A 15,763-nucleotide genomic window follows, 5' to 3' on the forward strand; every position below is an offset into this window, starting at 1 on the left:
CTACTTTTGCAGCGAATCTAAAAATAAATCCCTAATTTGAAACAGCTGTAAATTTTGCTGAACAAACTTAAACAACTAACCAAAACTATAATTTTACTCTTTGTAGCTACACTGGTTTTTAATGAAGATCCTATAAACTCTACTCTAAATGCAGCAACAGATTTTGATGAAAACGAAAACATTGCTAATGGAATATATAAGTTACAGATTACTTTCGATAACGCTTATTTAAACTCTAATCCTACCAAACTTCACATTGCTTTAGCCACTATTCATGAAATGACTCACGCCTTATTAATGTACAAATATTTACATAACACATTATTAACAGATCATCCCAATTATGGCTATTTAAAAAATGCAATGGATAATTTTATAGATAATAGAACTGAAATAAATGGTTTGTTTTTAAATGATGCTATGCATATAGCCATGGTTGATTTTATTGGAACTATGTCTTATTCATTATTCAAATATGCAGAAAACGCAGGAATGAATAATACTACCGATGCACAGGGAGATGATTGTTATAACTATAATAAGTTTCCTACTTCTTACTTGTATAGTATCTTGTAAAACATTAGCAAATGATAAGGAGATTTTAAATGTTATTCTTAATAAAAAGAATTACAATATTAAGGACTCCACTTATTTTAACCCGACAGGTACAAATAAAGAAGTTATTAGTTTTTTTAAATCTCGTAAGAAGAAAAATATAGTAATAAAAATCTTTTTTAATGAAGATCAAATCCTTAAACCTAGTGACTCTGGATTTCGTCAAGTCGATTCTGTAATAAAGATTGAATTACCCATAAAAACTAACCGTTATATATTTGACGGAAAAGGAATAAGTGAAATTGCTGAAAACTTTCTAAAAGACTCTTTTAATTATAAAGATGAAAGCATAAAAAAATGGAATTTAGATAAAAAGCTTAAGCATAAATTTATTCAAAAGAGAATCCCCGAAAAAGCGAATGTTCATATTTCTAAACCAGTGTATAACTTAGCTAAAGATAAAGCTATTCTTTTTAAACATTTTTTTATAAGAGGTTATAGAAAAAAAACAATTTATTTCTTAAGTAAAGTCAAACAAAAATGGTTAATAATTTATGAACAATCAATTGATGGTTTTATGCATCGAAAAGCACAGTTAACTACAAGGTAGCAGAAGCAACTAGGGGAAATATATAATAAGAATAACTGAAATTAATAATTATCACTATGACAATATTTAGCATAAAGAGTTTTAATCTACTCAGTAAAATTTTTCATCAGTGCTAGCCTGTTTAATTTTAGTTTATTTATTTCAAAAATTAGACTTTTTTTAATATAGCTACTTCTAATACGATTCCATTTTTAGCAATTGTAATATTTATTTATGTATTGGCAAACAATAATGGTTTTAGCTTTATAGTTAGTCCGCTATCAAATGGAAATTATGGAATATATAAATGGGAAAAATACGACCTAAAACAATGATGAAAAATAGTAGTTAAAACTTGGGGTATTTAGATGCAAAATGCACTACAAATTCTTTAGTTAATCTTAAGGTATCTAAAGAGTTAGCCTATGCTGTTGTCTCTCAAATTGAGAATAAAAGAGGGTTTAAATAATTCTAAATAAAAGCTTCATATTTCTAACTATTCTATTTTAATGGGAATAGTTATAGCGAAATTTCACCTCGTTCTACTTACAATTAAGCCTCAATGATTTCATTAAAAAATAGAATAATTAGTGTAGTAGCGATAACAAAACAATACTATAAAATCGATAAACCATGGTGTTTTAAAGTAACGAGGCTATCTTAAAAAGCTTTCAGTAATCATTTTTTTATGAAGCGGTTTAAAACATAACTAAAATTTTAAGTGTTATCACCGCATCGTTTTACCATTTTGCCATAAATGAAAAGCCAAGAAAGCATAAAATAGAGGCGTCGTAATAATATTGACGAGCCAAATGGTAAAAATTACGTTATAAGGCGTATTTGCTAAAAAGTTAGCTATTAAAAGCCAAAAGCTATTTAATAAGAAAAATAGAAAAACCCCAGCATTAAGTCTTAGCATTTCTATATTCTCAAAAGTATCAATGTTTAGGACTTTCCAGTAAAAATAAAGACTAAAGAAAATAATACAAAAACCATCTAATACCCTACCATAGGATTGAAAATGCTCAAGAGTAGAAGTGCTACTCATAATAATATCGATAAAAATTATAATAAGAAGTAACATAATTATAGGTTTAAAAAAGCGACTATTATTAAAGGCTAACTTATAGTATATTATAGCAAAAAGTAGTAATTCTAGAAACCCAAATACCGATACAAGAATAAGAGTTTGTGTAGTTGAAAGAAGCGCGAATCTGCTTGCTAAATCGGTAATAAAGGCGAGAGTTAAATAGCAAAAAATAAGCCGACTGATAGTACCTAAGTTTTTAAAAAATATGCTGCCAACAATTACGCCTGTAAAAGCGGTGATTGTAGTAAGCGATAAAAGTAATTCTAGCCAAAAATTATTACTCAATTTAAAAGGTATTGGTTGAGGGTTTTAATAAAAAGAACTTTTCTATAGTTATAAACAACAATAAAACGAAATGTAAGAGATTAAAAAAGGTATTAGAGTTTAGAGCGCTAAGATGTTTAATCGGTCTGCTTTTATGTGTTAGATAGTTATATACGCGTTTAGCACAATCCTCTTGAGTGTAGAGGGGTGAAATTTTAAACCAGAGAAATTTACTATCAATATTTTTACTAGAATTAGTAAGAGGGAACCTTGTAAATATTATTGATAGAAAAGTATTGATAAATGTACTTTTGTTAGCTCTAAATAGAGCGGCTAGAAAGGAGGTAGTGGTACTAACCTGATTAAACAAGGACAGTCTCAGTCTTATATTTTTCCCTAATATGGCGATTCGTAGCATAGCTCTTAATCTCATCGTAATTTGTTTTACGAGCGTTAGCTCCTAGGGAAAGCAAAACCGTGTGTATATCTTATTATTTGTATTGTTAAGATACAAACATTTTTGTGTTGAGAGTAAACAAAAATGAGAATTTCTTCTTTTTTGCAGAGAAAAAGAGGAAATATAAACGAAACACTAAGTATTATAGGAGATAAAAGCCAAATAAACAAATCAAGGTTGTAACTTTGCAAAATATTAAAGAACAATCAAATGAGTCATAAAGCGGGTTTTGTAAATATTATAGGTAATCCTAACGTTGGGAAGTCTACACTTATGAATGCCTTTATAGGAGAAAAATTATCAATAATAACGTCTAAGGCGCAAACAACACGTCATCGTATTTTAGGTATTGTAAACGGAGCAGATTTTCAGGTTATCTTATCGGATACACCAGGTATTATAAAACCAGCCTACGAATTACAAGCCTCTATGATGGATTTTGTAAAATCGGCTTTCGAAGATGCAGACCTTTTGATTTATATGGTTGAAATAGGCGAAAAAGAACTAAAAGATGAAGCTTTTTTTAATAAAATAACAAATGCAAAAATACCTGTGTTGTTGTTGCTAAATAAGATTGATACTTCAAATCAAAAACAACTGGAAGAACAAGTACAACTTTGGGCAGGAAAAGTGCCGAATGCTGAGATTATTCCTATTTCTGCTTTAGAAGGATTTAATGTAAAAGAAGTCTTCGATAAAATAATAGAATTACTTCCAGAATCGCCAGCCTTTTACCCTAAAGATCAATTAACAGATAAACCAGAGCGTTTTTTTGTAAATGAGAATATTCGCGAGAAGATTTTAATGCATTACAAAAAAGAGATTCCCTATGCGGTAGAAGTTGATACAGAGGAATTTTTCGAAGAAGAAAAAATTATTCGTATGCGAGCAGTGATTATGGTGGAGCGAGAAACGCAAAAAGGAATTATTATAGGACATAAAGGGAGTGCTTTAAAACGAGTAGGCGTAGAGTCTAGAAAAGATTTAGAGAAGTTTTTTGGTAAACAAGTACATTTGGAATTGTATGTTAAAGTGAATAAAAATTGGAGAAGTGACCAAAAGCAATTGAAGCGTTTTGGTTACAATCAAAAGTAAAAGAAAGCTAATCGTTTCTTTTTAATAAGTTAACATTAGAGTGAATTTAAGGTTTTATATTTAGGGATATTAAAAAACCTAATTATGAAAAATGTTACACGAAAGGGAATAATAGCATTGTCTTTAATGCTAATCTATGGTTGTCAAAATGACGACGACTCTACAGAAATACCATCTGATGATGGCGTTGTGAATTTTCAATATATATCGACCATAAAGGTTGGAGGTGAGGGTGCAGCAGAGATTTCGGCTTATGATAGTGTTTCAAAAAACCTGTTTGTTACCAATTCAGAGACCAATGAAATTTCAGTATATAATATTGAAAACGTATCGGCTCCAGTACAAGCACCTTCAATTGCTTTAAGTGCATTTGGAAATCCCAATAGTGTTGCTGTGTATAACGGAAAATTGGCAATAGCAGTAGAAGCTATCGTGAAACAAAATCCAGGGAAAATTTTGGTTTACGACACCTCAAGTTTAACACTGTTAAATACATACGAAGTTGGAGCTTTACCCGATATGGTAACATTTTTTAAAAATGGGAATTTAATCGTTTCTGCAAATGAAGGTGAACCCAATGATGCGTACACTATAGATCCTGTTGGAAGTGTTAGTATTGTAAATTTAACAGATAATACGGTTAGTACCTTAGGATTTGAAGCTTTTAATTCTCAAGAAGCTACTTTAGAATCTCAGGGGTTTCGTGTTTTTGGCCCTAATGCTAATTTAGCAAAAGATGTCGAACCAGAGTATATCGCAATATCTGAAGATTCACAAACCGCATGGGTGTCATTACAAGAGAATAATGGCCTCGCTAAAATTAATTTAATAAATAAAGTTGTAGAAGCTATATACCCATTAGGCTATAAAGACCATAATCTACCTGGTAATGAGATGGATGCTAGCGATAAAGATTTCGAAACAACTTTAAAAAGCTGGAATGTAAAAGGAATTTACCAACCAGATGCCATCGTATTAGTGAAAATTGAAGGTGTAGAATACATAATATCTGCTAATGAAGGTGACGCAAGAGATTATGATGGATTTAGTGAAGAAAAGCGAGTAGAAGATCTTACATTAGATCCCATAGAATATCCTATCTCTGGAGATTTTCAAAGTGAAATACATCTCGGAAGATTAAAAACAACAAACCTATTAGGAGATACCGATGACGATAATGATACCGATCAAATTTATAGCTATGGAGGGCGTTCCTTTAGTATTTGGTCTACTAACGGTACTTTAATTTACGATAGTGGAAGTAGTATAGCAAAAGAAATATTAGCAGTAAGTCCAGAGCGCTTTAACGATCAAGACAAACGCAGCGACGATAAAGGTGCAGAACCAGAAAGTGTAGCCGTGTTAAACCTAAATAACCAGCGCCATATACTTTTTGTAGGGTTAGAACGTACAGATCAAGTTATGATGTATGATATCACGAATCCTTTAGCACCACAGTTTTTAAACATATTGTCTCATAGTGGTGATGAAGCTCCTGAAGGAATATTAGTAATTCCAGCAAGCGAAAGCCCTACAGCTAAAGACCTGTTAGTCGTTACCAATGAAGGAAGCGGGACAGTAAGTTTTTATGAAAATTAGACAATAGTAGATTGCTGAAAAATATAAAAAAAAAGGAACTGTTAATTTGATGAGGCATTTGTATCTTTATTCTCATTGTAAACATTACCTTTGCAGGCGCTTACAGGATATGTAATGCAGATAAAAACGAAGATTATGAGTAATATAGTAGCTATAGTAGGAAGACCAAATGTAGGGAAATCTACTTTTTTTAACCGTTTAATACAACGACGAGAAGCCATTGTAGATGCCGTAAGTGGGGTTACAAGAGACCGCCATTATGGGAAAAGCGATTGGAATGGAAAAGAGTTTTCTTTAATAGATACCGGAGGGTACGTTAAAGGAAGTGATGATGTTTTTGAGGAAGAAATAGATAAGCAAGTAGAACTCGCTATAGATGAAGCCGATGCTATTATTTTTATGGTAGATGTAGAATCTGGAGTTACAGGAATGGATGAAGATGTTGCTATTTTGTTACGTAAAGTAAAAAAACCTGTATTCTTAGTCGTAAATAAAGTAGATAACGGAAAGCGAGAAGAAGATGCTGTAGAGTTCTACTCATTAGGCTTAGGAGATTATTATACCATAGCAAGTATAAATGGAAGTGGTACTGGAGACTTGTTAGACGCTTTAGTAGCAGCATTACCAGAAAAGGAAAAAGACGTTGTAGAAGAGGGCGATACCTTGCCTCGTTTTGCTGTAGTAGGACGCCCAAATGCAGGAAAATCCTCATTTATAAATGCACTTATAGGTGAAGAACGTTACATTGTAACAGATATAGCTGGTACAACAAGAGACGCTATAGATACCAAATACAATCGTTTTGGATTCGATTTTAATTTAGTCGACACAGCAGGAATCCGTAAAAAATCGAAAGTAAAAGAAGATTTAGAGTTCTATTCTGTTATGCGAAGTGTACGTGCAATAGAACATTGCGATGTCTGTCTTTTAGTTTTAGACGCAACGCGTGGATTTGATGGTCAAGTACAGAATATATTTTGGCTGGCAGAGCGTAATAGAAAAGGAATTGTTGTTTTAGTAAATAAATGGGATCTAGTAGAAAAGGATCATAAAACAACCAAGGAATTCGAAAAAGTTATACGACGACAAATGGAACCGTTTACAGATGTCCCTGTTGTATTTATCTCTGTATTAACAAAACAACGTATCTATAAAGCTATTGAGACAGCTGTAGAAGTTTATAATAACAGGACTAAGAAAATAAAAACCAGTGAGCTTAATGATACATTATTACCCATAATAGATCGTTACCCTCCGCCAGCATACAAGGGTAAGTTTGTGAAAATAAAATATATCATGCAGTTGCCAACACCACAGCCGCAATTCGCATTCTTTTGTAATTTACCACAATATGTAAGAGAGCCTTATAAACGCTTTTTAGAAAACAAATTAAGAGAAATATACGACTTTAAAGGGGTTCCAATTAGTGTGTATATGCGAAAAAAATAAAGATCACATCAAAGTGATACTCTAAAAAAACAAAGCCTCAATATTTTAAAATATTGAGGCTTTTTAATGTATGAGTTGTCTTTATTTAGTGTCGATTATTAGCAATTAATTATGGATAGGGATAATAGTAAGACGAATTCTAATAAATTTGAGGCTAATAATTTTCTTTCAGATAATCTACCAATATAAAAAAAAGAGTCTCGTCTTTTTCCTGTAATATAAAACCTTCTTCTATAGTTGGGTAGTATGCATCTGCAGCGAAATACACATGTTGAGCTATATTCAATAATGATTCTTGCGATAAATTATGATTTTGCTCATAAAGATGTGCTCCTACATCTGTAAACATATTTTTATTACGTTGTGTTTGTGTTGTGTTTTTTTGATATCCATTAATAAACGAAATAAAATCCTGATTATTATAATTAGTAGTATTTATTTCCTCCGATTGTATGAGTTCATTGTCATTTTCGCAAGACGAAAACATGATTAAAAGCAATACTATTAATGAGGGTTTATAAGTGAGTTTCATAATATAATTATTTAAAAGTGTTAAGCCGTAAATTTATTTCTAATTAGGGAATAAAACATTTTGCGTTATAGCATTTAGTTGGATAATGTTGCTAATTAATTTATCTCCAGGATAATCCATAGCGATAATCCCCGTTGTGTTAGGTGCTACAGCTTCTGTAATTAAATTTTCTAACTCTGCGAAAACAACACGATTTACATAATACGCAACGGTATAAGGGTATGCACCAGCACCTGTGCCGCTAGAAAAATTAAGATATAGCTTAGTGGAATCTGCTCTAGCATCGCGCATATGAGTTATAACTTTTCTTGATTTTGAGGGCCTATGAAAAATAGTAGGAACACTATAATCGTCTTGTATTCTTAAATCATTCCATAGTATTCCGGGAAGCCCAGAAACCCTAGAAACAATCGCTATTTTACCACGTAAATCCCCAAGAGTTACATTGTAATTCGAGCTTTCGTATATGCGTCCTTGTGACCTTAAATTCGCTACATAAGTATCGTATAAACTAATAAAATCGGCATTCGATGCAGAGGAGTATTCTTGTTGGATTTTTACTAATACGGTCTCACCAGGATTATTAGTAAGAAATGTATTTACTTGATTAAGTATTCCTGCAAGCGATATATTTTGATAAAAAGCACCGTGGTGAATTGATAGTGCTCCTTCAAAATACCTACAACGAATATCTAGAAATCTTATCCCAGCTTTTAGTTGCTCAGAAATACTCATAGATTGGGTTTCAACAAAATCCCCTCCATATAATGAAGCACTATCATGAGTGCCTGGAATAGATAGTCGTGTTAATTTATAATCATCTCTTAAGTCTGTCATCCATCTAGAATGATTTGATTCTGTAGAACTACTCGTATTATAAAAGGGTTTACTTGAAGCGGATTGAGCGTTAACAAAATTTAAAACAAGGCTACTAAATAATACTATTAGTTTTGTTTTCATAAAGGGGTGTTTTTGGATTAAAAGGAAATCTTGGTTAAGGGGTGCTAAAAAAGATATGTTAGAAGGTCGGTTTTACTTTCTTGTGAAAAGTTTTCTCGTTCTATAAAAGCTGATTTAGGTTTAATTTTTTATTAATAAAGAGTCTATAGTTGTTTTGTGAAATGGTTTTTATAAAAAGAATCGAACAAAGATACAGCCTTTAATTGATTATGGAGTCATCTATATTGCTATGTTACATAGATCACATCAATTTTATTTGCCAAAAACGGATATATCATAAATTGATAATTTGCCTTCATTGTCTGTATTTAATAGCTTTGCGCAATGTTAAGTTTACAATGCATTCCTTTGTTTTTTAAAATTAAATTAATATATAATTAACTTTTTATGTTAATTGCGTGTTAATTCTTATAAAGAAGCTTTTCTGTTGATGCTTCTGTAATATAATAGATAACAGGTTTTAATTCTATGTTTTAAAAGGCTTACTAGGTTTTCTAATGATATGTTTTCAATCTAGAGTCTTCATTTATAGTCATTCGAGCTTAAATTTTGGGATTCTTTTAAGAAAATACATACGGTTTGGCTACTATATTCGTTTCCTTAAATAAAAGTTAATCAATCAATTATTTTTAAAATTATGCGTACCCTAACACTATTCGCAGCACTCTTATGTGCCTTATTCTCATTTTCACAATCTAAATCATTTCAAATTACAGGAAAACTAATAGCAGCAGACGACCAATTTGCTTTAGAAGCAGCAACAGTCTATTTACAACACGTTAAGGACAGTTCGTTAGTAACTTATACCATTACCGATAAAAATGGCGTTTTTAGCCTAGAGGATGAAGTGGGAGACCCTAGTTTAAATTTATACATTTCTTATGTAGGTTACAAAACTTATTTTAAGAACATAAAATTAAATCAGGAAAAAATTGATATGGGAACAATAGCTATGGAAGAAAATTCAACTTCTTTGGATGAAGTACTTATTAAATCAAGCGCACCAGTAACCATTAAAAAGGATACATTAGAATTTAATGTAAAGTCATTTAAAACCAAAAAAGATGCAAATGTTGAAGACTTATTAAAACAATTGCCAGGAGTAGAGGTCGATGCCGAAGGGAAGATTAAAATTAATGGAAAAGAGGTGAATAAAATCTTAGTTAATGGGAAGCCTTTTTTTGGAAATGATCCTACCATAACAACAAAGAATTTAACTAAAGATATTATAGAAAAAATACAAGTTGTAGATACTAAAACAAAATCAGAAGCTTTTTCAGGAGAGAGTGGTGATGGTGAAAATAAAACCATAAATCTAACCATTAAAGAAGAAAATAATAAAGGTGTTTTTGGTCGCGTGTCTGGCGGTGGTGGAACAGATGAACGTTATGAATTAGCGGGAATGTTAAATGTTTTTGATAACGACCAAAGAATAAGTGTGCTGGCTGGTGGTAATAACACAAACTCTCCAGGATTTAGTTTTGGAGAGATCTCTAAAATGTTTGGAAGAAGCAGCAGTTATGATATCGCAGAAAGTATAGGGTATTTTGGCGCAGAAGGTATTGTAACATCTAAAAATGCAGGATTAAACTATGCCGATAAACTAAGCGAGAAAGCAGATATTTCTGGAGATTATTTTTATACCTCAAGTGATTCAGAAAATGAATCGTCATCACAACGAGAAACGATTTTGTCCGACTCTCACTTTTTTTCAAACTCAATATCGCGTTCAATTAATGATACCGATAGTCATAGAGCAAATCTCGATTTTGAGATTAAGTTAGACTCTACACTTTTAATAAATATTAGACCCTCATTTAATTATTCAACAACTAAAACGCAAAACGATAGCGGCGATCAAACTTTTGATGAAAATAGAGTGCTAACAAACGAATCTACAGTAAACTCTATAAACGAGAGAGAAACAAAAGGTTTTAGAAACGACCTAAGTGTAACCAAACGCTTCGCTAGTGAAGGATCGTTTTTAAAGTTTGAGTTAAATAATAGATTAAGTAAAGGAGAAAGTGAAGATTTTTTAGAATCCAATACAGAAATTTATGGCACAGATCCAGAAACAATAAATAGAGATCAATTTACAGATGGTCTTAATAAAAGTAGCGGTGTCTCGGCAGAATTAACCTATAGTTTGCCGCTTCTTTCTAAAACGTTATTTTTAAATTTTGAGTATGAATATTCTAAAGATAAAGATGAAAACAGAGAAAGTACTTTCGATAAAAACGCGACAACTCAAGAATTCGAAGATTTTAACGAAGGGTTAAGTACCGATTTTGAATATATAGATACAAAAAATGCACCAGGTTTAAAATTGCGTTATAAAAAAGAAAAATATTCTATAAGAGTGGGCGCCAATTATGTATTTAGAACATTAGAAAATCAAGACTTATTAAGATCTCAATTTAATGTAGCGCGTGACTTTGAGGCTTTAGAGTTAAATTCAAGATTTAACTATCGCTTTAGCCCAAAATCATCAATATATGCCAATTACAGGTTAACTAACAGGCCGCCTGCTTTAAGGCAATTACAGGCTTTTGAAGATGTGTCCGACCCATTAAATACTATTGTTGGTAATCCTAATTTAGAACCTTCAAATAGACACAATGTTTATTTAGGTTATAATGCTTTCGATTGGAAAAAAAGAACTGGTTTCTATTTTTATTCAGGAATGAATTTTGTCGATAATAATGTGGTTTCTATAACTACAGTAGATCCAGAAACTTTAAAAAGAAGTACAACATATACCAACGTAAATGGAAATTATAGCGGCTACGGCGGTGCAAATTATAGTAAGGAATTTAAAATAGATTCTCTTAGAAGTTTAAAAGTAAGAATAGGCGCAAATACCAATATTTCAAAAAATATTAATTTTAATAATGATATAAAATATGCAAGTAAAGTAAATACAATAACTCCTAGTGTAGGTTTTGAGTTTGTATGGGACAAGGTTATGGAATTTACCCCTGCTTATTATGTCTCATTTACTACAAATAAGTACGATATTGATGCTTTTGAAGATAGAAACTTTGCAAATCATACCGTAAAATTAGGAACAGCAACATTTTTACCAAAGAAGTTTGAATGGCGTAACGATATTAATTATAATTACAATCCCAATATAGCAGAAGGCTTTCAAAAAAGCGCTTGGTTTTGGAACTCAACATTAGGATATTCCATCTTAAAAGATAAAGGCTCTATAAATTTGAAAGTCTACGATTTATTAAATCAAAATACAAACGCGAGGCGAACCGCAACTCAAGATTATATTGAGGATGCGCAAAGTACCGTGTTACAACAGTATTTTATGTTAAGCTTTAGTTGGAAATTTAATAGCTTAGGGGCTAAAGGAGAAGTAAACGATAATGGCGTATTTTATTTCTAATAAAAAAAGCTCAGGGTTTGTTTTTGAGGGGGTGATTCTCTTATTAACGTATCATTAAAGGTTAAAAAAGCACATACTAAAAAGTACGTGCTTTTTTTTAAATACTTTTACCCATTAAGAGAGTGAAAGCACGAATTTATTATAAGTCATACCCAATAAGTCCTAGGAAATTATAAGTTCCAGCACTTCCAACAGCAGCAGCAGTCGTATCATAGGTATATTGTGACCTGTACGAAAGGGCATTAGAGTCAGAAATATTAAATGTATTAATAGAAAACGACTGAAAAGCACCTGTGTTATACAAGTATTTATTGTCAGGAGTAATATACATATCTTTTGTGTCTCCAGTAGGGGCAAGGCCTCCTCTGGTTTCAAAATCACCTACAGATGCGATGGTACCATCATTATTTACATTAAAAGGAGAAATTGTATTAGCTCCAAAACTAGAAACATATAAAACATTACCACTAGGGTTTAATATAGTCCAGCAAGCCTCATCAATATCATCTGTTTCTGCTGTATTGTAGTTTCCTGTTTTTGTTACAGAAGTACCATTATCATTTAAAATAGTAAGGCTGTTATTTCTTTTAGAAGGAATTAGGTTAAAATTAGAAACCTGTAAAATAGCATTGTTGTTTTGCGCCCAATTAAATCCTATACTTCCTGCAATACCTTCTTCTTCAAACCAACGTTTTCCGGAGATTATACCATTTGTAAAATCATACACATAAACCCTACTAGGATGTTGTTCATTTAAAGCGGTGTTTTCAGTATTAAAATGTGCAATTCCCCATGTAGATACTGCTAATTTGCTTCCGTCGTTACTAAAAGATACAGTGGTAGGGCCTCCGTTTTCCCTTACATAGGTATCCAATTGCTGATTTAATGTAAGTGTACCTGTAGTGGCGTTAAAGCTAAATAGTGTAATATTTCTTTCTGCATCAGTCGCATCGGGCTGCGTTAAGTCTTCTGCATAAAAGGCATCATTTGGGTAGCGTTCTATAGCTGCCCCGTCCTTTTGTATGTTAGGATTATTCCATTGGTTTCCTACTACAACCCAATACTCATTAGAGCTGCCAGATTTTAGAGTGTAAGAAATACTTGTTGGTCTTGTGCCTCCAGAATTTATATTATCCTTTAAAGTTAATGCTCCAGTAGGTTTATCTATAGAAAAAATAGAAATTGTATTTCCTCCCGCATTTACGTTTAATAAATAGTCGTCTATGATTTGTATTGCTCCTTGGGAATCAAAATCACCTCTAGCATCTCCTCCCGCATTTGTATTAGCGCCTCCATTACTGTTTGTAGAATAAGCAATTTCATTTCCTACAGAGCCATCACTAAAGCGGTCAAGTTTTAATACTTGGTTTGTACCCTCGCCATTAGTTGTCGTGTATAAAAACCCTGCTAAGGTTTTTTCTGGCTCCGATGTAGTGTTGACATTGTCATCATCATCATTGCTGCATGCTGTAAAAGCGACCGTAAAAACGAGCAAGATTGCCAGTTTGTTTAATCCTATGTGTTTCATCATTGTATAGTGTTAAATATTAATTAAGCGGTAGGTCGATAAAGCTTTGTGGAGCTTACTTTGTTAATTATGGGTAAAATTAATTAAGAGCTACATCGCGTGTAATAGAATGATGCTTTGCTTTTTGAGGTTTTGTAATTTTGAGTTTCTGTTAAATCGTTGTAAATGAGTTTTTTGTTTATCTGTTTTTGTGTAAAGTGGAAGTGTGTACATAAACAAGTGTTTTATTAATAAGGGGGGTCTGAGTGCTGTGGTGTAGCTAATTTTAAGATTAATTTAGCAGTTGGATAGTTTTTATTCAAGCTATAAGATCGGATTATTGATACAAGCCACTTGGACATTAATTGACTTAGGTGTTTTGTAAATATTAATACTATGAGTAAATTCGAAATGATTAATACATAAAATTATGGAGCAAAGATTGAAAAGTCTATCCTTATTCGAATTTCAAGAGCGTTTTTCAAATACAGAAGATAACTTGTTGTACCTCTCAGTGCTTAAATGGAAAATTGATTTAGCTGAAAAAAATGTGGAGATTATCATAGTTGTTTAGGAAAAGCTTTGCATTCACGTCAATGTATATCTTGTTGTTATGTTGAGCCTTCTACAGCTAATACTTTATTTTATCAAGTTAAGTTTGATCTATTCAAAGCATTTTACATTGTCTATTTTGTAAGTATTAATGAGAAGAGAATTACTTCTACCGAATTGAGTCGTAAGCTAAATTTAAGACAAAAAACTTACTGGTCTTTTAAACGTAAAGTAACGAAGGTTATGAAAAGGTCAGATAACTATCCTGTTACAAGTAAAGCAGAAGTTAATAAAGCTATTTTGAAGGCAAGAAACAGAAGTTAGAGGAAGATTGAATCACAACAAAAAGCTAGTGCTGGGTAGGCAATGAAAAGAAAAAAAGGAATTAGTAGAATCTGTGCTAGAGTGATTGTAAAAGCTAAAGCAGAAAATCTTGGAACTTTTATGAAAGGTCATATTGATACTGAAACTAAAGTTACAACTGATAAATGTACAGCTTATCAAGCTTTGAAAAAGGATTTGGTCAATCTAGCACAAACATATTCTGGAAAGAAAGGTGATAACTTTCTTGAATTACACCGAGCTATTATGAATATCAAGGCATGGCTAAGAGGAGTGCATCACATCATGTAAATGATCTACAAGATTATTTGGATGAATATTGTTATCGTTTTAATAGAAGCTTCATAAAAGAAAATATTTTTGACGACCTGCTGAACAGAATGGTGAATACTGAACCATGTTTTATCAAAAATATTAGTAACTAAATGCCTAAGTCAATTAATTATAACAACTATCTAAAAAGCTAAATCCGAGTTTATTCTAACAGCGTGTTTTGTAATTAGGGATACTTTACCAGCCTCCCGATGCACCACCACCGCCAAAACCACCACCACCAAAGCCACCGCCAAAGCCACCACTACCAGAGCTACCACCAAAACCGCCGCCCCCGCTACCAAAGCCACCGCGTCCTAAACTACTTAGTATAATAATATCAAGAAGGCTGCCAGCGGTAGAATTTCTATGGCCACCACGACCACCACCACCTCTTCGGTTTTTTGCTATGGAAATTAAAATGATTATAAATGCAATAAAAAGAAAAGCCATAAAACCAAAAGGCGATTTTTTACTAGATGCAGATGGTCTAGAACCTTTGTATTCACCGGTCATTACCTTAAAAATAGATTCTACGCCTTTATTTAATCCGCCGTAGAAATTTCCTTTTTTAAAGTAGGGGATAATGTCTTGCTCTATGATACGGCGAGACATTGCATCTGTTAATAAATGTTCTACGCCGTAACCTGTACTAATGTTAACCTTTCTATCATCTTTAGCCAAGAGTATAAATATGCCATTGTCTTTGTTTGCTTGACCAATACCCCATTCATCAGCCCATTTTGCGCCTAATAAATTAATATATTCTCCCTTTGTAGAGCTTATAATGGCAACAACGATTTGTGTAGAGGTGGTATCGGAATATTTTATAAGTTTTTGTTCTAAAGCTTTGTTGTTACTCGGAGATAATAAATTTATATAATCATAAACACTTGTTTGTTGCTCTGTTTTTTTTGGTTTTTCTGGTATTTCGTATTGCGCAAATGAAAAATGAAAACTTAAAAATAAAACAAAGGTAAAAAGCAGAGCTGCCTTTTTTTTGAATAAAGAATTTCCTTTTTTAACTACCAAATATTGTTTACAGAGAACAGCGTGTTGCATA

12 protein-coding genes are annotated in these 15,763 nt (G+C 32.2%); 7 read left to right on the top strand and 5 right to left on the bottom strand.

What is annotated here, in order from left to right; all coding sequences use genetic code 11:
* Positions 1-54 precede the first annotated feature (54 nt).
* Entirely contained in the window at positions 55-576 is a 522-nt protein-coding gene (locus tag AC2D8I_RS12295; protein WP_484706314.1) for a hypothetical protein, read from the top strand.
* Positions 521-1,165, top strand: a complete 645-nt coding sequence (locus tag AC2D8I_RS12300; protein WP_484706315.1) for a hypothetical protein — start codon at positions 521-523, stop codon at positions 1,163-1,165. Before AC2D8I_RS12295 ends, AC2D8I_RS12300 begins: the two co-directional genes overlap by 56 nt.
* Positions 1,166-1,871: 706 nt before the next feature.
* Here the strand turns inward: AC2D8I_RS12300 and AC2D8I_RS12305 are convergent.
* Positions 1,872-2,228 (bottom strand): hypothetical protein, encoded by a 357-nt coding sequence (locus AC2D8I_RS12305; RefSeq protein WP_484706316.1) that lies wholly within the window; start codon positions 2,226-2,228, stop codon positions 1,872-1,874.
* Between the two features lie 937 nt (positions 2,229-3,165).
* On the opposite strand from AC2D8I_RS12305, the gene era reads away from it, so the two are divergent.
* The 3 genes from era to der all read left to right on the top strand — a co-directional run bounded on the left by era (position 3,166) and on the right by der (position 7,098).
* Positions 3,166-4,050, top strand: coding sequence for a GTPase Era (gene era, locus AC2D8I_RS12310; RefSeq protein WP_484706317.1), 885 nt, complete (start codon positions 3,166-3,168; stop codon positions 4,048-4,050).
* 84 nt (positions 4,051-4,134) lie between these two features.
* Entirely contained in the window at positions 4,135-5,649 is a 1,515-nt protein-coding gene (locus AC2D8I_RS12315) for a choice-of-anchor I family protein (protein ID WP_484706318.1), read from the top strand.
* A gap of 135 nt (positions 5,650-5,784) precedes the next feature.
* Positions 5,785-7,098, top strand: a complete 1,314-nt coding sequence (gene der / locus AC2D8I_RS12320; RefSeq protein WP_484706319.1) for a ribosome biogenesis GTPase Der — start codon at positions 5,785-5,787, stop codon at positions 7,096-7,098.
* A gap of 154 nt (positions 7,099-7,252) precedes the next feature.
* Here der and AC2D8I_RS12325 read toward each other — a convergent pair whose 3' ends face one another.
* Positions 7,253-7,630: a hypothetical protein gene (locus tag AC2D8I_RS12325; protein ID WP_484706320.1), complete on the bottom strand. Its 378-nt coding sequence runs from the start codon at positions 7,628-7,630 to the stop codon at positions 7,253-7,255.
* Between the two features lie 39 nt (positions 7,631-7,669).
* Positions 7,670-8,590 (bottom strand): phosphatidylinositol-specific phospholipase C, encoded by a 921-nt coding sequence (locus AC2D8I_RS12330; protein WP_484706321.1) that lies wholly within the window; start codon positions 8,588-8,590, stop codon positions 7,670-7,672.
* 637 nt (positions 8,591-9,227) lie between these two features.
* Between AC2D8I_RS12330 and AC2D8I_RS12335 the strand changes: the two genes are divergently transcribed.
* The gene (locus tag AC2D8I_RS12335) at positions 9,228-11,987 is read left to right on the top strand and encodes an outer membrane beta-barrel protein (protein WP_484706322.1); all 2,760 of its coding nucleotides are present in this window, start codon (positions 9,228-9,230) and stop codon (positions 11,985-11,987) included.
* A gap of 139 nt (positions 11,988-12,126) precedes the next feature.
* On the opposite strand, the gene AC2D8I_RS12340 is transcribed toward AC2D8I_RS12335, so the two are convergent.
* Positions 12,127-13,518, bottom strand: a complete 1,392-nt coding sequence (locus AC2D8I_RS12340; RefSeq protein WP_484706323.1) for a lactonase family protein — start codon at positions 13,516-13,518, stop codon at positions 12,127-12,129.
* 894 nt (positions 13,519-14,412) lie between these two features.
* Between AC2D8I_RS12340 and AC2D8I_RS12345 the strand changes: the two genes are divergently transcribed.
* Positions 14,413-14,679 carry a transposase gene (locus AC2D8I_RS12345; protein WP_484706324.1) on the top strand — a complete coding sequence of 89 codons (267 nt, stop codon included), beginning with the start codon at positions 14,413-14,415 and terminating at the stop codon, positions 14,677-14,679.
* Between the two features lie 219 nt (positions 14,680-14,898).
* Here AC2D8I_RS12345 and AC2D8I_RS12350 read toward each other — a convergent pair whose 3' ends face one another.
* Positions 14,899-15,762 (bottom strand): TPM domain-containing protein, encoded by an 864-nt coding sequence (locus AC2D8I_RS12350; RefSeq protein ID WP_484706325.1) that lies wholly within the window; start codon positions 15,760-15,762, stop codon positions 14,899-14,901.
* Position 15,763: the final 1 nt, after the last annotated feature.

Source organism: Lacinutrix sp. YIN62, from assembly GCF_057219185.1.